Source organism: Paenibacillus sp. FSL H7-689 (assembly GCF_000517905.1).
GTDB classification, from domain to species: Bacteria; Bacillota; Bacilli; order Paenibacillales; family Paenibacillaceae; genus Paenibacillus; species Paenibacillus amylolyticus.
In genome coordinates this window covers 141,742-159,214 of the sequence record NZ_ASPU01000065.1, presented here as the reverse complement: position 1 = coordinate 159,214, position 17,473 = coordinate 141,742, and the positions used below count along the sequence as shown (strand labels likewise).

The window sequence follows — 17,473 nt, the reverse complement described above, 5'->3', positions numbered from 1 at the left end:
AAACGAAGAGCGCAGAAAAAAGATAGATTTCATGGGTTGTGCGTACTGACGCTCTGATGACATGCATCGGAATTTCAGGTAAGTTTATCTCACATGAACATCTATTTATGTCTGTGCTTGTCGTTTACTTTCCAAATCATAACGCAATGATCAGCCATTGAAAAGCATTATTTTTTACATTACCCGCACATACCTAGGTAAGTTTACATTATCATGCGTGAATTCGACATTTTTTTCAACATTTTAGTAGGTATTTAGTGCTTATTATCTTTAAAATACGTATATTACATGTGCCTTACATGTATATCCAATTCAGCGTTATTCATCCATACCAAAAACCGTGAAACCTTAATGGCTTTCACGGTTGGATTAAACTCTGCGCGTATTTTCGCATAAGGACGCTACTTTGCAGAGGTTATGTTCATATTCGGATTATTGTTCCCACACATGATGTTCATGATCTTTCCCTGTATATTCGATACGAGCCGGGGTGATGTCCAGAATGACATAGTTCGGATCATTAGGTCCATCGAACCACGCCTTCAGTTCATCGTTCCACACTTGCTCACGCAAGCCTTCGTTCTTTGTCACTTCACAGGTTCCTTCAATCTCAACTACTTCCTTGGAACCACCAGCCTCATAACCTAGTAGCAGGCTAACATTCGGATTATTCTCCAGTTCCTCTACTTTATGTGTACGGCGGTTCGTTGCCAGATGAATGTTCAGTCCATCGTTGAAAAGCGCCATATAGCGGGATTTCGGTTTACCATTCTCCACAGTGGAGAAGCTGCAAAAAGGGTTGTTTTCCAATGCTTTTACAATGTTTTGTTCCAATTCAGTCTGGTTCATGGGAAGTGCTCCTTTCGGTTTGGGGGGATGTTGGAAGAACTCTTGTAGGCGGCCGTTGCGGGTACGGATCGTTCTTTGGATCGCTGTTATCCCCAGATTTTTTTGATTCCCTTTTCTCAAAGGGAAAATCCGGTGATAAAGGCGAACGCTTTGCTTCCTCAGAATCGATTCCGTCCCCTCCACTACGTCTACCGTTCTTCCAATTAAGGGTGAATAATAAAAAGTACAAGAGAAGTGTAGTTGTTACTATCTCTTTGTGTTTAATGACAGCTCATTATTCTCGTATTACTATAGACAGCTTAATGCAAATGCTTTTGTAATAAGCCTGTACTTATAGTGTACCCACCTCACCTATGGTGAATCCATGAACCGATACGCTAACGTGACAAAATTGGAAAAGTTCTTTATAAAAATGTTTACATAAAGGGGTTAGCACGATATTTCTTCTTGGCTGATTTAATTCAAATCTCCAAGATAGATTGATGAAGAATCCGATTTAAGCAGCAACTCACCAATGGTTTTTGGATATAAACGAATCTGGGACAGCTCTTCAAGGGCAATCCATTCCACAGCGACTTGGTGGTCGTCTGGATTGGAGCCTTCAAAAATAGTTGCAGCGGGATCGATCAGGCTGCACGCAAAATAAAATTCAACCTGGTGGATGTCTGCATCCCACTCGGCGAATTCATGATTTTTTCCGATATACTCCCGGATATGTAACAGCTCTCCCACATTCACGGCCTGACCGATCTCCTCCAAACATTCGCGCGCGACCGCATCCTTGAGTTCTTCACCTTTCTCCTGTCCTCCACCTGGGAACACATAAGCGGTACCATACTGGTCTTCCAGCCGGATGACCAGCAATTGTCCATCCTGCACAATGACAGCCTTTGCCGAGTTGCGTATGGGTTTCATTCTGTTCATTCACTCCTTGTCATTCCAAAATTTCAAAGTTCAATCCGAACAACCTGATACTACTGTTGTTCTGCTGAACATGGTTATCATCCCGTGGTATGCGCAGATAATTTAATGCCTTCCGATTCCAGCACACGACGAATCTCTTGAGCAAATGCGAGAGCGTTTGCTCCGTCACCGTGGATACAGACCGTCTCTGCCTTAATGGGAACCAACGTACCATCCGTGGATACAACGACTTCGTCTTTCACCATCCGAAGCACTTGAGCAATCGCTTGTCCCGACTCTTCAATGAGGGCTCCTGCTTGGCTTCGAGGGGTTAGCTTACCATCCACTCCATAGGTTCGATCCGCAAACACCTCGCTCACACTGCGCATACCGATGCGATCCGCAGCGTGAATCAGCTCACTGCCCGCCAGACCATACAAATACAGATCAGGCTGCACTTGATAGATCGCCTCGGCGATTCCTTCAGCAAGCTTCATATCTTCTGCGGCCATATTATATAAAGCTCCATGCGGTTTTACGTGATGCATTCGCCCTCCACTTGCCCGGACAAATGCATCCAGCGCACCGATTTGATACACCACCATGTCATATGCTTCCCGTGGCGTAATGTCCATACGTCTTCTCCCAAACCCTTGCAAATCCGGCAACCCGGGGTGGGCTCCAATCGCCACCTGATGCTCCAATGCCCTCACCACCGTCAGGCGCATTGTAGCCGGGTCCCCTGCATGAAATCCGCAGGCAATATTGGCTGATGTAATCAAGGGTAGAACGGCCTCGTCCGACAGCGTCCGATATATACCATAACTTTCGCCCAGATCACAATTGATATCCAAGGTTTTCGAGGTATTCATTAAGCGTCCCCCATTCCTGCCATTCTTCTGCGTATCAACTTATCCATGAGCTGCATATTGATTTCCTGTTCAATATACAACTGTCCAGCTTGATCATGCGTAATCTTTTTAAAAGAAATTTGGGTTCCTGGCTTAGTCTGAGCCAGGATTGGCATATCCACCCGAGCTACCTGTGCAATGACAGGATAACCTCCAATCGTCTGATGGTCCGCCATCAAGATGATGGGCTGACCATCCGGTGGCACCTGCACCGTGCCATAGGTAACGGCTTCAGACAGCCGATCCAGGGGCTGATCCAGCTCCAGTATGGAGCCTTGCAAGCGGTAGCCCATCCGATCGGATTGCGAAGAAATCACGTATTTTTCGGCATAGAATTGTCCCAGACTTGCCTTACTGAACAGCAAACTATCCTTGCTCTCCATCACACGAATAACAGGTTGCCCATAATAGTCAGGTCTTTCACGTTCAGATAAAAGCCACGCAGGCGCCAATATTCGGTGGTCCCGCTCACTCTCCTTTACCTGCTGCTCCATACGATGCATCCAGCCTTGCGCTTCGACAGAAAGTTCACCATTGGATAACAGATCCCCCACGCGCAAGGCTCGGCCCTCCACACCGCCAAGACCTGTCTTGAGGTCTGTACTTCGACTGCCCATCACTTCAGGCACAGCTATTCCACCCGCAATCGCCAGATATCCACGCAAACCATGACGACATTGACCAAACTTCAGTACACTTCCAGCCCGCACCAGCACCGGACGCCACAAGGGTACAGGCAGATGATCCACCGTTGCCGTCAGATCGGCTCCACATAACGAGACTAGCTGGCTCTCCTGAAATCGAAGCTCTGGCCCCGTCATCGTCATCTCCAGTACTGCCGCATGTCGGGAGTTGCCCACAAGCATATTGGCTGCTCTGGCTGCAAAGGTGTCCATGACCCCGCCAGAATGAATACCATACCGGCGATAACCGGTTCTGCCTTCATCCTGAACGGTAGATAACAGACCAGGGCGAATCAATTCAATACTCATCGTTCGCCCTCCTTCCGCTTCAACGCCAGATAGTCCTGCATCGTAATCTGTTTGAATCGAACCCGATCACCTGCTACCAGCAAACTCGGTACGTTCTCTTCCGGCCGAAACAACCGGAGTGGCGTTTGTCCAATACATTGCCATCCCCCGGGTGTATCCACTGGATAGATTCCTGTCTGTTTGCCACCGATACCTACTGTGCCCGCCTCAACCCGAAGCCTTGGCGTTGCCCGTCTGGGCGTAGCAATCTGTTCAGACAAACCGCCGAGATACGGAAAACCCGGTGCAAATCCAATCATATGTACGAGATACTCCCCTGATGTATGAATCGCGATAACGTCCTCTGCGGTCAGTCCATTTTCACTGGCAACGTAGTCCAGATCAGGGCCCCACTCGCCACCATAACATACGGGAATCGTGACCGTTCTGGGTTTGTATTGTACGGATTCCTTCATTTGATTCAACTGCTGAAGCAGAATCCGGCATAACTCTGGGTAAGAGGAGATGAACGGATTATAAAATACTGTAACGGACGTATATGTAGGCACCCATTCGATCATGGCTGGCAAAGTGCTTTTTTCCAGCAAAGCACATACAGACATCACTCTGCGCTGCGCAGCGTCAGACAATTGATCCCCGCACTGGATGATAACCGCTGTCTCACCCAGCGGAGATAAAATCTCCTCCGTCCATGAATACGTCAATTCGGTCATGCGCCATCTCCCCTTTTGTCCACAAAATTTGCTAGCGTTTTAACGTCAGAGCATCCATCTATTAAGACTCCCTGGACGAATCCAAATGTACGCTGCAATTGTACAGTTCGCATTGCCACACATTCTCATTCTTGGCGATCCGGGTAATGGATGTGTTGGACAGCTTCACACTGATATCCAGTTCAGGCACCAGACCTCGCAGTGTATTCCGCAGAACGGCTCCGTGACTGACAACGATCACTCTTCCATCGGGGTGCTGCTGTACAATATCTTCAAGCACCGCACTGCCTCGAACAGTCCCTGCATCTGCAAGCTCCCGTCCAAGATCCAGGGTACTCCAGTCCGCTCCCCACTTGGCTAACCGTTCCTCTTCCGTTGTTCCTTCGACCTGTCCTCCGCCCATCTCGCGAAGTCTAGGGTCCAGATGAATCTCCTGAATACCCAAGCGATCACCAATGATGCGAGCTGTCTCACTTGCACGTTCCAAGTCACTTGCATAGATGGCATCCCAGGATTCGTCGGCCAGTCTCGCGGCAAGTAATACCGCCTGTTCCCTGCCTTCCTGATCCAGCGGATTATCCGTCTGTCCCTGCGAACGTTTTTCCTTATTCCACGCTGTACTTCCATGGCGAATCAATGCAATTTGAGTCATTGTTGTTCCTCACCTTTTTCTATATGAAGTTCATCTTCTGTAAAATGTTTGCGTGCCTTCGGTTTGGCAAATTTGCCGCCGTTATATTGATCTGACCCATTTCTCGGAATCGAGAGACTGTCCCAAGCTGTTTCTTTAAGCATTTTCGCGGCAAATACAATCTGCCCAACATGATACGGATAATGTGCTAATTGCCGAATAATGGCCTCCATCACGGTATGACCTTCATTCCGAATATATATGATATGAGACAATTGTTCCGGGGTAAACGAACGAATGGATTCGAGTAGACAATTCCAGCCTTCCTCCCATTTGGAGAGCAACTCTTCCCGGGAAGAAATATCATTCACGAACTCGGCGTCCCGTTCACGCCACGGTTTCTCACCATCTGTTGTCAGTACATCCGTCCAGCGGGACAGCATATTGCCCCATAGATGTTTTACGATTACCGCAATGCTGTTCGCGTCTTCATTCCAGGATTGAAACAATTGCTCGGAATCCAGTTGTGCCATGGCTTTTTCCCCGAGCTGCTTGTAATACAAGAATTGCTTCTCGGCTGTCTCCAGAAAAACCTGATTCATATCCATCCGTTAACCACCCTTCGAAAAAGTATAATGCCCCCAGATCACGTCCAAATAGAAGCGTCACATGTTATTTATTCAGGAAATGAGAATGTACCGTCTGCATTCGGTTCAAATGGAATGACTTTGCGAACCGCATCCAAATTGAGCTCTCCATAGATATGTGGATATAGTTCATTTAATTCGTAGAGATCCTCATACACCAGTTCTGGCTCTAACGCCTTCTCATCAATACTAAGTAATAATAGATCCGTGCGGCCTGCATAATATTGCCCGGCTACCCATGGAATCTGTTCCTTGGTGGAACAATGAATGAATCCGTCCGTCTCCAGGCTATCTGGTGCATACACACTCCCCTTTGACACTTGCTCCCACAACGAACGGGAAATAATACTATAGATCATGGTTCTGCCTCCTTCAATTTCTGCGATGTACCCTATGAGTCATTGGAAGTATTATAGATCATCCCGGATACGGGAGTACAATTTTTGATCCGTAAATACACCTTTGATCTTCAACTGTTTGCGTAGCAAACCTTCGTACGACATACCCAGCTTCTCCATTACGCGTGCAGAGCCTATGTTGCCTGCATTACATTTCCCCTCCAACCGATTGCAGTCCAGTTCCCGAAAGCAATAATCCACGATGGGTTGCATCGCTTCTGCTGCGAGCCCCTTACCCCAGTGACTGCTGGCTATCGCGTACCCTAGTTCAGCACTCTGCATGGGTTCGCTGAGATGAAAAATGCCACCCCTCCCGATCAAGGTCCCTGTTTCCTTCAAAACAAAAGCCCAGATATGTACCGTTTTCCGTTCATAATTATCCAGCACCCGCTGAATATATTGAATTGAATCCTCCACCGTCTCATGGTAGTTCCACAAGCTTTGCTGACTCACTCGCGGATCAGAGGCAAACGCATAATATTCATCAAGATCATCCATCGTAAGCCGCCTCAGCTTTAACCGCTGTGTTTCGAATTCGGGCAAGTCGGCAAAAAGTTTTTCTACATTCATTCAGCACACCTCCATGATTCACTTGAGTTCATGATCCAGCCATCTTATTTCTCAGGAAATAACGATCTATCATAACCATGCACAGAATACCGACCGTATATCGAATCAGATCAATTACCAGAAACCCATGTCCCAGTATAAGCGCACCTAATACGGTAGAGCGTATCTCAATCAGCCAAGGCGTCTGGATCAACTGCGAGAACTCAATCATCCAGCTGAATACACAGCTCAAACACATCGCCCATACCAAGCTGCGATGAGGCCACACCATGCGTACTCCGAAATAAATCATGCCCGCCCAACATGCATCCCCGAAATGTTCATGCACCCAACCCGGCAATCGTTCACCGAAGTGTCTGGATGTGAGTCCTGCCGCCATGGTCATCATGACTGCGAAGAAATAGATCAGCCTGTCTCTGATAAGTACGCTTTTCAATCAATCACACGCCTTCATCAAGCACTTGTAAAATAAATTGCGTTTTGGCAGCGGTATACGATTCCCTATCTTCCTTGTTCTCATCAGCAAGCTTCGTTTTCAGGACGGCGTACGCTTCCACCAGATCTGGGCGTTTTCTCAGCACATCCCGAAACCGAATTTGACGATCCCAGCGTTCTTCTCCCGGGCGCATTAGATGAAGGTGTACAGCTCTCTTGCCATCCTTAACCCTGACCCAGAATCGTCTGTACTCCCGTCCATCCAGTTCAGGCGGAACGTAGTTCCAGCCCAACGGATTCAGCTGATCCGCAATCAGATCCATGTCGTCCCATGACTGTACCTCTGCCATCAGATCAATAATAGGTTTGGCGGGTAACCCTGGAATGGACGTGCTTCCGATATGTTCGAATTGATGGATATTAAACTGCTGTAGAAGACGTTTGAGTTGTCCGATTTCTTCCTGAGCCTGCGCATCCCAATTGGGGTTGGCCGGAGCAATCTCTACCGCCTCTGTCGCCCAGTCAGGCCAGTTTTCCGGTTGCAATGGATCTGTCATTCAGGTATCTCCTCTTCACCAAGACATTTTAAATGGTAACCTTCTCTGTATTTTTCATAGGTGCGTTGCTTCATGCGCTTAATCGTAGTACTCCGTTGAAATGTAAGTATGGAACTTAGGGATAAAAGAAGATATTTCAGGTAAGCCAGATCACTAGAGTTAGCGTCTGAGCTTATAATCGAAGCTTTCATATTCATCCCATCCAATCCCCTTATATAGTTGTTAAAGCAGAAGGCATTTCAGATACATATTTCTATATATCCAAAAAAGGAGCGTATGTCTACGCCCCTTGGTTGTCTGTTACCTTGATGATATTGATGATTTTAACGATGTCATGTACTGAAACTAATTTTCGGATCATGCAAGATGCTTTATTATATGAAGATTTATTTTACCGTAACAGGGATCGTCACTTTTTTGTTGCCCCACTTGGCCGTGATGGACGTTTTACCTTTGCCTACAGCCACGATCTTGCCATTTGTTACTGTCGCTACGCCCGGCTTTGTGCTGCTCCACACCGCACTGTTGGTCACAACAGTGGTCTTGCCCGTATCATACTGTGCCATCACACTCAGCGTTGTACTTCCCTGTGGGGACAAAACCAGTTTTTTCTGGCCTGTAATCAGCTTTTTGAGCAATGGTACAACGGTAACCTCTGCCTTTATTGTCTGATTTTGATAAGTTCCTGTCAAGGTGGCTTGTCCCTCGGTCAGCGTCTTAACGGTTCCATTTTTCACGATAGCTACATTTGTATTGGAAGAGGTCCATACGATTTGTTTTGAAAGGTTAATGGTTTTACCATTCGCGTAGGTGCCGATGACCTTCAACGCCTTGGACTTCTTGATGTTCAGCTGCATTGTGGCAGGAGTGACCTCAACTTTGGTAATCTCGTCCGTCACAGCAACGGGAACTTTCACAATCGTTGTTCCGTACTTGCCTTGCAGCAATACTCTGCCAGGTGTAACGCCTTTGATTTTACCGTTTTCCAGCACAGCCGAAGAAGTGGATACGGACCACACAATCTCAGACGTCACATCCTCTTCCTTTCCATTCGCACGGGTAATGCTTACTTTCGGAAGGGTGCTTTCACTGCCTTTAACAAAACTGTAGGATTTCGGTGAAGCTTTGATGCTTTTGATCTTCTCCTGCACTTGGACAACCAACTGGGCTTTAGACCCGTCTACTTCTGCAAAAATGGTTGCTTCACCTGCGGCCACAGCCTTGACTTTGCCTTTCACCATCGTCGCGACTGCTGCATTACTGGTGGACCAAGTCACGCCTTCGGTAACATCCTGCTTGTTATCAAAACCTTCTACCGTTGCCATCACCTGAAGCGCAGCTGTTTCGGAAACACTCATCTTCTGCGGGCTGCTATTGGTTATTTCAATCGATTTCACGTCACCAGTAGCCGCCAAGGCCAACGAAGGGACCAGTATTGTTAATGCCATAATTAGAGCAAGTGTGCCTCGAAGCGCCAGTTTGATTCTATTCATTTTTAATTTCCAACTCCCATAATCCAATATTTTACTTCTATTATATTATATCGGATACGAATTGCATAAAGTTGAATAACGTGAATGAGAGTCTTGGAACAATTCATGAGATTAGCGTGTAATCGTTATAAAAACTTTTGAATTTAGCCCGACATAGTAGGAGCTTGGTTTATGTAAATACTATTTCAGTTTAAAAGGGGATGCCCATCGTCACATGCAACATAACGTGTGGAACATCCCCTTTTTGAATTACTAAAGCGTTACCTAACCTCTCTACTTCACTTCTTCCTGCTCTGGCAAAATCAAGCTCTCGGCCCCGCCCATATAGGGCCGCAGGGCTGCCGGAATGTGAATGCTTCCATCCTCCTGCTGATGATTCTCAAGCAAAGGAATCAGGATACGCGGCGATGCCACCGCCGTATTATTCAAGGTGTGACAGTAGACCAACTTGCCTTCGGCATCGAGGCAACGAATATTTGAACGGCGCGCCTGAAAATCATGCAGATTCGACGACGAATGCGTTTCTCCATATGCACCACGGCTTGGCATCCAGGTCTCGATGTCATACTGTTTGTACGTTTTCTGCGACATATCCCCGGTACATACAGCGACAACGCGATACGGCAGTTCCAGTAATTGCAGCAATTCTTCGGCGTGTCCTGTAATCTCTTGCAACATGCGCTCCGATTCTTCCGCATCAGGAGCACAGAGAATGACCTGCTCAACTTTGGCAAATTGGTGCACACGGTACAATCCGCGTACATCCCGTCCGCCGGAGCCAACTTCACTGCGGAAACACGTCGATACCGCGGCCAGCTTCACAGGCTCTTGAACATCGACAATCTCATCCGCATAATACGAGACCAGCGGCACTTCAGAAGTTCCCACCAGCCACTTGTTCTCCCCTTCGAGTTCATAGACCTGATCTCGACCGGTCGGGAAGAATCCGGTGTTCACCAGCGCATCCTCCCTGACCATCAGCGGAACCTCCATCGGTGTGAAGCCGTGCTTCAGAAGCAAATCAAGCGCAAGTTGCTGTACTGCTCGATGTAATAACAGGCCAGCGCCTTTTAATACATAGCTTCGCGTACCGCCAATCTTAACTCCACGGGGAATATCGATGAGATCGTGCAACTCCCCAAGTTCCACGTGATCTTTGATGTTATACTCGAACGTTGGCACCTCTCCCACACGTCGCAGCTCCACATTATCCGCGTCTGACGTACCTTTTGGGGTATCCGGAGATACGATATTGGGTACCAGCCATTGCAGCTTGGTTACTTCCTCCTGCACAGGGGCGAGCCTCGCTTCCACCTGTTCCAACTGTTCATTGATCTGTTTCACCCGAGCCCGCAAACCCTCGGCCTGTTCCCGATTCCCCGCTTGCATGAGTCTGCCAATGTCCCCGGATAACGTATTGCGCAATCTGCGTCCTTCTTCAGATTCCTGCAAAAGTGCTCTACGTTCCTCATCCCGCTCTAACAATGTGCGAATGTTGATCTTGATTTTTTTCCCGTCTGCCGCTGCCTGAACCTCTTCTGCATGTGCCCGAATCCATTTCATTTCTAACATGGTCACCGTCTCCTTTGGCTGTAAAAATACAAAGAGCGCCCTCATCCCTTGGGACGAGGAGCGCTCTGCTCGCGGTGCCACCCAACTTGCTGAATCAGGAAATCCTGCTTCCAGCCTCTTGGTCCGCGATAACGGGCGGTTCCGGTTAACTTGGGGAAATATCGCTCCCCTGGCGAAAACGCCTCCGAGTTGGATGCTCTTCAACGGCATGGTCCGATCTGTAATTGTTGGTCTCAGTATATACGAACGCCGGACCAAATTGCAACCTTCTGTATTGATCAGGAATTCATGGCACAACTTAACATGTCCTGTTATGATAGACTTTGTCTTCAAGATTGCGCTTTATTGTGATCCTCAATTTATGTATATAAGTAGAAGGAGTTCTTTATGAAAAAATTACTTTGGATCGGATGTCTGTCTTATTTCCTGATTGGACTTGCCCACGTTGTGCTCGGTTCCATTCTACCGGTTGCACTTGAACATTACGGCAAAGATTATAGCCAAGGCGGAACGCTGATCTTTGCTCAATTTGCCGGATTCCTCGGTGGTGTATTGTTATCCCCTTGGCTGAACAGACGCTTTGGTAAACGGGGAGGCCTGTTAATCGCCACAGCACTACTCTGTATTGCAGAATTATCCTATATGCTGTTGCCACCATGGGGCTGGATGTTCGTCATTGCACCCGCTGCCGGCTTTGGATTCGGAATGGTTGAAGCTGTTATTGGCACCATTATCATCGCTGCAATCAAAAACAATACAGCCGTTGCCATGAGTCGACTGGAAGTGTTATTCGGGATCGGAGCGATGGTCATGCCGCTCATTGCCAGCGGTCTGATTGCTGCTGGATACTGGCGCCTGTCATTTCTCGTTGTTGCCATCTGCGCAGCGCTGACCTTTATATTCTGGGCGAAGGGATCATTCGGTGAACTCGATAAGTTTCTAGAGCGACAGAGTTCAAATAAAGGTTCAGTACATGCCCACAGTGCTGGGACATCGGATGAGATGCATCCCGCATCTGCAAGTACATCCAGTCCAACCTATCGTGGCCGTAACAGGACTCTTCTGGTATTATTCGTCCTGTTCTTCTTCCTCTATGTTGGCACAGAGATGAGTCTTGCGAACTTCATGCCGGCGATCCTGATTGAGAAAATGAACATGAAGGAAGCCGGAGCAGCCCTTAGTGTCACCTGTTTCTGGATTGCCATGTCCGTGGGACGGCTCTTCGCCGGTTATATCGCAGAGAAATTCCAATACCGCGTCTATGTCCTGTACAGTTGTCTTGCGTCTGTTCTCTTGTTAATGGTATTTCCATTTACAAACCAAATATGGTCTGCATTTCTCATCATCTTACTGCTTGGACTTGCGATGTCAGGGATATTCTCCATTGCCCTTGTCTTCGCCAGTAAACTGCTGCCCGGAACAGAAGAATCCACACCCAGCATTTTGATTGCCTCAGGTGGGGTTGGTGGTGCTATTCTGCCTTTGACTACGGGATGGAGTCTTGATCATCTCGCGGTTAATCAGTCTGCATGGATGCTTGCGATCTTTGCAGTTGGCCTGCTTGTCATTAGCGTAATCACGTATCAATGGCAGAACAAACATATAGTGAATTCTGCGACTTAACAGTTCTGTGTTGGTCTAGTCCTGAGGATTAGAAATACCTATTATAGAGATTGAGATGTCCACCGCCATGACCTGACGGTGGACATTTTGTTGTAGCGTTATTCTGTGCTAACGAACCTAGCACAGGTTATCCCCCTCCATTTCCGCATGCTTGAAATCTAACGAATCCTAGAGACGTTATTATAGATAATTAGCTTCAATTAAATGTCTCGTTGGAGGTTTTTTGCATAATAACACCGCTGAGATTCGTTAGGTTTTCATTCCCTTAGAAACTGGCCCAATAAGGTGTCCTCGATTCGTTAGCGCTGTAATATGGCGGCAGTGCCCTATCTTTGCCTCTCTCATCACCTTTCATTAAAGGTGAGAATAATATCTATTCATTTGCACAAGATTGCCCAGGAAATACTTATGGTCAACCAAATCACACACTTTTATTAACGACAGGCAATACAGGCCCGTTATCCTTGATGAATTTACCGAATACATATCGGACGAGTGGTCCCAGAACGATCAACTGATATGGAAGCGCCAGGCTGAAGTTACGAGCGATTGTATGAAGGTACGTACGGAGTAAGGATGCCCCGCTTAATTGATCCGCGAGATATGCCGAGATCATTCCATACATGGACATGATCAGAACCATGCCAATCACCATGAAAAATGAAATGACGAGCACACCTAAAATCTTATTGGACTTGTCGAAGGGCAAGGAGAATGCAATCTTTCTCGCCACAGGACCAACAATGAAAGACTCCACCAGAAACGCAATGACAAAACATAATATGAATTGAAGCAGTATTTCAAGCGGGGACATCTTGCCGAGTAACCCACTGTGCCATAGATTGAAGAACATCATGACCAAGACCATTCCTATACACATCATTAATCCGAAAATAATTTGTTCCTTCTTGCTGGTTGGCAATTCTCTCATCCTCTCTGTTTACCTTCGTAATTATAGAGATGAGGAAACCCTTCACATAAGTGAACATTTTGTGAATAATTATAATTTTTCCAAGTTAAAATCCGATTTGACAATCCCGTAGTACAGCCCTATGATATCCCTTAAAATGGTAGAAAATTTAACTATATAAGGAGGGTTTTGATTGTGAGTTTTCAAAAACGTATTGACCATGTCGGTATTGCCGTACGTGATCTGGAGACCACGCTGCGTTTCTATACGGAGATTGTTGGTCTTGAATTGAAAGACCGGGTAACCCATACCAACGGTATCATTCAGCTCGCCTTCCTTGGCTTCAATGGAAGTAATGAGACTGAGATTGAGTTAATTCAAGGATACAGCGACAAGCTGCCTTCCGAAGGTACGGTGCACCATTTTGCGATCCACGTGCATGACCTCGATTCTGAGTACAAACGCATCCAAGCCACCGAAGCCGAATTTATCGATGGAGAGATTATCACACTGCCTAACGGTTACCGCTATTTCTTCATCTATGGACCTGAAAAGGAATGGATTGAGTTCTTCCAGCGCTAAGAAATGGAGCTGATTTCATGAACATTTTAATTACCGGCGCAGCCGGAAAAATTGGACGTGACTTGTCCCAACACTTGTCAGAAGCATTTCGCCTACGACTTACGGATTTGAATATCGACAGACTGCATACGTATCAAGGGACAAGCCATGAGATCATGACACTGGATGTGACAGACCCCGAAGCCTGTCAGCATGCTTGCGAAGGCATGGATGTGGTTGTACATCTGGCGGGAGATCCTTCCCCGAATGCCGGATTTTATGAATCGTTGTTGGACATCAATATCAAAGGTACATTTAATGTATTCCGTGCAGCTAAAGACCAAGGTGTACGAAGAGTCATTCTGGCAAGCAGTGCACAGACGATTGAGGGGTATCCCATTGATGCTCAAGTCTATCCGGACATGCCAACACGCCCACGGAATTTGTACGGGGTTAGCAAATGTTTTGGAGAATCGCTCGCTTCCTATTTTGCGTATACAGAAGGTTTACAAAGTGTAGCAATACGTATAGGTGCATATGATGATTTTCAACCGGATGGACCAGCGCTGGAGGCAAGGGATATGAGCGCGTATATTAGTCCGGCTGATTTGTGTGATTTGATGTTCAAAGCAATTACAGCTACCGATCTGGAGCCCTTCACCATACTGCATGGGATCTCGAATAATCGGTTTAAACGATTGAATCTGGAAACCACTCAGAAACAGGTAGGTTATGACCCCAAATCCGATGCTTTTGCACTCAGTCAGATTGCCTTATATGATTCGCCACGATAATTATTGAAAATAACACATCCAAACAGGCTGTTATACATATGTATAACGGTCTGTTTGATAACTTATACGTGTCCCTATCCAGTTCATGACTGGACAGGCCCTACCCTCTGGCCTATAATTACACCTAGTAATGCCCGTAACTTCATAGTTTCCCAGGGGAGTCGGAATTGGCCGGCTGAGAGTGTATCCCACCAAGATACTAACCCTTAGACCTGATCTGGATCATGCCAGCGTAGGAATCGGAGTATATCGAAATGGCACAGCCCTATGGCTGAACGCCACCTCTCTAACGCCTGCACGCGTCCCGGAATACGGGGCGCTTTTTTTGTTACTATCAGAAAGTAAATGCTTTGAAGCATCCCCTTCCTGATATTGCAAGAAAACTTCCGCTAAACGCGGTCTGGCTTCCTTGAATGACATCGATGGACGTTTTACTTACGTTCAAAAATAACGTCATCCAGATCTCAACTGGTATAAATCTGTCGATTTATGCAAGATGATTGGATATGAAGCCAAGGAGTACCCCGTGCCAATCGGCCGGACATACCGAAGGAGAGAACCACAGATGAAATGGCGTAAAACGATGGGATTGTTGCTCTTATGCGTGCTTATGGTGACTGTAGCCGCATGTGGTGGCAAAGAAGCTGCCCCAGCTGGGCAGAACGGCAGCACAAATACGGAAAGCAGCAACGAAGGTGACACTGCCGCCCTGAAAGATATTAAAGTGGTGCTCGACTGGACACCGAATACGAATCATACAGGCCTTTATGCAGCTGTAGATCAAGGTTTTTACAAGGCCGAAGGCTTGAACGTGGAGATTGTACAACCAGGTGCCGGTGGCGCAGATACGATGGTTGCCTCCAATGAAGTGCCTTTTGGCGTAAGTTATCAGGAGAGTGTAACTCAAGCACGCACACAGGGTGTTCCACTCGTCTCCATTGCAGCAGTTATTCAGCATAATACATCCGGGTTCGCTGCTCCGGCGGATCGGAATATCAAGTCACCGAAAGATTTTGTAGGTAAAACCTATGGCGGTTGGGGTTCCCCAGTCGAAGAAGCCGTGATGCAATCCATTATGGAAGGCGACGGAGCCGATGTATCCAAAGTGAAAAACATTAACATGGGTGATGCTGACTTTTTCACCGCAGTGAAACGGGATATTGATTTCGCATGGATTTTCTACGCTTGGACGGGGATTGAAGCCGAACTACGCGGGGAACCGATCGACATGTTATATGTGAAGGATTATTCAGATGCACTGGATTATTACACGCCTGTCCTCGTAACAAACGAGCAGACGATCCAAAACGACCCTGAGTTGGTGAAAGCATTTCTGAAAGCCACCTCCGAAGGGTATCAATACGCAATTGATCATCCCGAAGACGCAGCCAACATTCTGATCAAGGCCGTACCGGATCTGGATAAGGAATTGGTGCTGGCAAGCCAGAAGTGGCTTAGTCCCAAGTACACAGATGACGCCCCGCGCTGGGGTGAGCAAAAGCAGGAAGTGTGGCAGAACTACACCGACTGGATGTTTAGCAAAAAACTGCTGGATGAACAGATCGATGTGAGCAAAGCATATACGAACGATTTTTTACCCCAATAAAAATTTCTCATATAAAACGAACTTAATATTTACACGAGGACGGAGAGGACAGAAATAACGTGAAAAAGCGAAGCGGTCGCCTTTATCACCGGATTTTCCCTTTAGAGAAAGGGAATCAAAAAAATCTGGGGATAACAGCGATTGGAAGGTTATTCTGTCATCGAAGTGGCTAGTGTAACGGTCATTAGTTCATTTTATATATCATGAAAGGAGCCGTGATCTCTCATGGCAAGTACACTACTCAGCATTCAGGTTATCCCGAAAACGCCAAATGGCGAGAACTCTTATCCTTACGTAGATCGCGCCATTGAAGTTATTCAGCAATCTGGCTTGAAGTATCAGGTGAACGCGCTTGATACCACGATGGAGGGGGAACTGGAGGAACTGTTGGAGGTTGTCCGTAAAATGCACGAGGTACTTGTGGAGGCTGGCAGCCCAAGCATCATCTCCCAGATCAAAATCGCCCATAGCCCTACCGGCTTCAGCATGGACACACTGACGGAGAAGTATCGCTAATGCCTGCCTATTTCAAAAGTGTATGGCCGCCCATTGTGGCGGTTATTCTCTTTATAGCGATATGGCAGGGAGCCGTCTCCCTCTTCCATATTGAGAAATGGATGCTGCCTGCACCGTCCGACATCGCCCGCGAAGCGGCAACCCAGGCCGAACGACTTGGCATGCACGCTTCCGCAACCATTCAGTTAACGCTGATTGGATTCGCCGCTGGAACAGCGGTTGGATTACTGATTGCGATGGTGCTGCATTTAGTTCCTTTTCTCAAGTCAGCCCTGTATCCTTTACTTATTCTTAGTCAAAATATCCCAACCATCGCGCTCGCGCCGCTCCTGTTAATCTGGTTTGGATTCGGGCTGTTGCCAAAGCTGATTACCATCATCCTCGTCTGCTTCTTCCCCGTTGCAGTGGCGGCCATGGACGGCTTGACCCGTACAGATGCAGCGATGATGAACTATATGCGCATGGCTGGTGCGAAACGTCACCAGATCTTCTGGAAGCTGGAGCTTCCCCATGCGCTGCCATCCGTGTTCTCCGGTGTCAAAATCGCCGCTACCTATAGCGTGATGGGCGCCATCATCGCCGAATGGATTGGTGCAGACAAGGGTATTGGTTATTATATGATGTTGCAAAAGTCGGCGTATCGTACGGATCGCCTATTCGTAGCGATCATGATTATTGTCGCGCTCAGCTTGCTGCTCTTCCTGTTCATTGCCCTGCTGGAGAAGCTGCTCGTGCGCTGGCGGCCACAGAAGCGGTAGTAAAGAAGTAATCTGTATATTAGGAAGTGATGAC

The 17,473-nt window shown here is 47.2% G+C and carries 20 protein-coding genes and 1 riboswitch; of the genes, 6 read left to right on the top strand and 14 right to left on the bottom strand.

Going from position 1 to position 17,473, the window contains the following annotated elements; translation table 11 throughout:
* Positions 1 to 432: 432 nt before the first annotated feature.
* The 13 genes from C170_RS28150 to serS form a co-directional block, all read right to left on the bottom strand.
* Complete coding sequence (locus tag C170_RS28150; RefSeq protein ID WP_017690978.1) at positions 433 to 849, bottom strand: pyridoxamine 5'-phosphate oxidase family protein; 417 nt, start codon at positions 847 to 849, stop codon at positions 433 to 435.
* 456 nt (positions 850 to 1,305) lie between these two features.
* Positions 1,306 to 1,764, bottom strand: a complete 459-nt coding sequence (locus C170_RS28145) for an NUDIX domain-containing protein (protein ID WP_036616766.1) — start codon at positions 1,762 to 1,764, stop codon at positions 1,306 to 1,308.
* A gap of 86 nt (positions 1,765 to 1,850) precedes the next feature.
* Positions 1,851 to 2,624: a LamB/YcsF family protein gene (locus C170_RS28140; protein WP_036616764.1), complete on the bottom strand. Its 774-nt coding sequence runs from the start codon at positions 2,622 to 2,624 to the stop codon at positions 1,851 to 1,853.
* Entirely contained in the window at positions 2,624 to 3,655 is a 1,032-nt protein-coding gene (locus C170_RS28135; protein WP_036616761.1) for a biotin-dependent carboxyltransferase family protein, read from the bottom strand. The genes C170_RS28140 and C170_RS28135 overlap by 1 nt, the downstream gene beginning before the upstream one ends.
* A complete protein-coding gene (gene pxpB / locus C170_RS28130; protein ID WP_051447445.1) occupies positions 3,652 to 4,368 on the bottom strand; it encodes a 5-oxoprolinase subunit PxpB in 717 nt (238 codons plus the stop codon). Before pxpB ends, C170_RS28135 begins: the two co-directional genes overlap by 4 nt.
* Positions 4,369 to 4,429: 61 nt before the next feature.
* Entirely contained in the window at positions 4,430 to 5,020 is a 591-nt protein-coding gene (locus tag C170_RS28125; RefSeq protein WP_036616758.1) for a histidine phosphatase family protein, read from the bottom strand.
* On the bottom strand, positions 5,017 to 5,607 hold the full coding sequence (locus C170_RS28120) for a DUF1572 family protein (RefSeq protein WP_036616755.1): 591 nt from the start codon (positions 5,605 to 5,607) through the stop codon (positions 5,017 to 5,019). The genes C170_RS28125 and C170_RS28120 overlap by 4 nt, the downstream gene beginning before the upstream one ends.
* A gap of 68 nt (positions 5,608 to 5,675) precedes the next feature.
* Complete coding sequence (locus tag C170_RS28115; protein WP_036616752.1) at positions 5,676 to 6,005, bottom strand: DUF952 domain-containing protein; 330 nt, start codon at positions 6,003 to 6,005, stop codon at positions 5,676 to 5,678.
* 51 nt (positions 6,006 to 6,056) lie between these two features.
* Positions 6,057 to 6,614 (bottom strand): GNAT family N-acetyltransferase, encoded by a 558-nt coding sequence (locus tag C170_RS28110; protein WP_036616749.1) that lies wholly within the window; start codon positions 6,612 to 6,614, stop codon positions 6,057 to 6,059.
* A 28-nt stretch (positions 6,615 to 6,642) separates the two neighbouring features.
* Positions 6,643 to 7,050, bottom strand: coding sequence for a ribosomal maturation YjgA family protein (locus tag C170_RS28105; protein WP_036616746.1), 408 nt, complete (start codon positions 7,048 to 7,050; stop codon positions 6,643 to 6,645).
* A gap of 4 nt (positions 7,051 to 7,054) precedes the next feature.
* On the bottom strand, positions 7,055 to 7,606 hold the full coding sequence (locus tag C170_RS28100; protein WP_036616743.1) for a GrpB family protein: 552 nt from the start codon (positions 7,604 to 7,606) through the stop codon (positions 7,055 to 7,057).
* A 386-nt stretch (positions 7,607 to 7,992) separates the two neighbouring features.
* Positions 7,993 to 9,099 (bottom strand): Ig-like domain-containing protein, encoded by a 1,107-nt coding sequence (locus tag C170_RS28090; RefSeq protein ID WP_036616739.1) that lies wholly within the window; start codon positions 9,097 to 9,099, stop codon positions 7,993 to 7,995.
* Positions 9,100 to 9,372: 273 nt separating this feature from the next.
* Complete coding sequence (serS, locus tag C170_RS28085; RefSeq protein WP_036616737.1) at positions 9,373 to 10,671, bottom strand: serine--tRNA ligase; 1,299 nt, start codon at positions 10,669 to 10,671, stop codon at positions 9,373 to 9,375.
* Between the two features lie 387 nt (positions 10,672 to 11,058).
* On the opposite strand from serS, the gene C170_RS28080 reads away from it, so the two are divergent.
* Complete coding sequence (locus tag C170_RS28080; RefSeq protein WP_036616734.1) at positions 11,059 to 12,294, top strand: MFS transporter; 1,236 nt, start codon at positions 11,059 to 11,061, stop codon at positions 12,292 to 12,294.
* Positions 12,295 to 12,715: 421 nt separating this feature from the next.
* On the opposite strand, the gene C170_RS28075 is transcribed toward C170_RS28080, so the two are convergent.
* The gene (locus C170_RS28075; RefSeq protein ID WP_327196676.1) at positions 12,716 to 13,225 is read right to left on the bottom strand and encodes a hypothetical protein; all 510 of its coding nucleotides are present in this window, start codon (positions 13,223 to 13,225) and stop codon (positions 12,716 to 12,718) included.
* A gap of 174 nt (positions 13,226 to 13,399) precedes the next feature.
* Here C170_RS28075 and C170_RS28070 point away from each other — a divergent pair, with 174 nt between their 5' ends.
* The 5 genes from C170_RS28070 to C170_RS28050 all read left to right on the top strand — a co-directional run bounded on the left by C170_RS28070 (position 13,400) and on the right by C170_RS28050 (position 17,439).
* Entirely contained in the window at positions 13,400 to 13,786 is a 387-nt protein-coding gene (locus C170_RS28070; RefSeq protein WP_017690993.1) for a VOC family protein, read from the top strand.
* A 17-nt stretch (positions 13,787 to 13,803) separates the two neighbouring features.
* Entirely contained in the window at positions 13,804 to 14,559 is a 756-nt protein-coding gene (locus tag C170_RS28065) for an NAD-dependent epimerase/dehydratase family protein (protein WP_036616730.1), read from the top strand.
* 144 nt (positions 14,560 to 14,703) lie between these two features.
* Positions 14,704 to 14,816, top strand: a riboswitch (TPP riboswitch).
* 308 nt (positions 14,817 to 15,124) lie between these two features.
* Entirely contained in the window at positions 15,125 to 16,165 is a 1,041-nt protein-coding gene (locus C170_RS28060) for an ABC transporter substrate-binding protein (protein WP_036616727.1), read from the top strand.
* 225 nt (positions 16,166 to 16,390) lie between these two features.
* Entirely contained in the window at positions 16,391 to 16,681 is a 291-nt protein-coding gene (locus C170_RS28055) for a thiamine-binding protein (protein WP_017690996.1), read from the top strand.
* Positions 16,681 to 17,439 (top strand): ABC transporter permease, encoded by a 759-nt coding sequence (locus C170_RS28050; RefSeq protein ID WP_036616724.1) that lies wholly within the window; start codon positions 16,681 to 16,683, stop codon positions 17,437 to 17,439. Before C170_RS28055 ends, C170_RS28050 begins: the two co-directional genes overlap by 1 nt.
* Positions 17,440 to 17,473 lie beyond the last annotated feature (34 nt).

Bases quoted from the DNA above. Each gene is read 5' to 3' on its own strand.
- C170_RS28145 (WP_036616766.1), bottom strand. From the start codon at position 1,764: ATGAAACCCATACGCAACTCGGCAAAGGCTGTCATTGTGCAGGATGGA.
- C170_RS28080 (WP_036616734.1), top strand. From the start codon at position 11,059: ATGAAAAAATTACTTTGGATCGGATGTCTGTCTTATTTCCTGATTGGA.
- serS (WP_036616737.1), bottom strand. From the start codon at position 10,671: ATGTTAGAAATGAAATGGATTCGGGCACATGCAGAAGAGGTTCAGGCA.
- C170_RS28140 (WP_036616764.1), bottom strand. From the start codon at position 2,624: ATGAATACCTCGAAAACCTTGGATATCAATTGTGATCTGGGCGAAAGT.
- C170_RS28150 (WP_017690978.1), bottom strand. From the start codon at position 849: ATGAACCAGACTGAATTGGAACAAAACATTGTAAAAGCATTGGAAAAC.
- C170_RS28135 (WP_036616761.1), bottom strand. From the start codon at position 3,655: ATGAGTATTGAATTGATTCGCCCTGGTCTGTTATCTACCGTTCAGGAT.
- C170_RS28075 (WP_327196676.1), bottom strand. From the start codon at position 13,225: ATGAGAGAATTGCCAACCAGCAAGAAGGAACAAATTATTTTCGGATTA.
- C170_RS28055 (WP_017690996.1), top strand. From the start codon at position 16,391: ATGGCAAGTACACTACTCAGCATTCAGGTTATCCCGAAAACGCCAAAT.
- C170_RS28125 (WP_036616758.1), bottom strand. From the start codon at position 5,020: ATGACTCAAATTGCATTGATTCGCCATGGAAGTACAGCGTGGAATAAG.
- C170_RS28065 (WP_036616730.1), top strand. From the start codon at position 13,804: ATGAACATTTTAATTACCGGCGCAGCCGGAAAAATTGGACGTGACTTG.
- C170_RS28110 (WP_036616749.1), bottom strand. From the start codon at position 6,614: ATGAATGTAGAAAAACTTTTTGCCGACTTGCCCGAATTCGAAACACAG.
- C170_RS28100 (WP_036616743.1), bottom strand. From the start codon at position 7,606: ATGACAGATCCATTGCAACCGGAAAACTGGCCTGACTGGGCGACAGAG.
- C170_RS28090 (WP_036616739.1), bottom strand. From the start codon at position 9,099: ATGAATAGAATCAAACTGGCGCTTCGAGGCACACTTGCTCTAATTATG.
- C170_RS28115 (WP_036616752.1), bottom strand. From the start codon at position 6,005: ATGATCTATAGTATTATTTCCCGTTCGTTGTGGGAGCAAGTGTCAAAG.
- C170_RS28120 (WP_036616755.1), bottom strand. From the start codon at position 5,607: ATGGATATGAATCAGGTTTTTCTGGAGACAGCCGAGAAGCAATTCTTG.
- C170_RS28050 (WP_036616724.1), top strand. From the start codon at position 16,681: ATGCCTGCCTATTTCAAAAGTGTATGGCCGCCCATTGTGGCGGTTATT.
- pxpB (WP_051447445.1), bottom strand. From the start codon at position 4,368: ATGACCGAATTGACGTATTCATGGACGGAGGAGATTTTATCTCCGCTG.
- C170_RS28060 (WP_036616727.1), top strand. From the start codon at position 15,125: ATGAAATGGCGTAAAACGATGGGATTGTTGCTCTTATGCGTGCTTATG.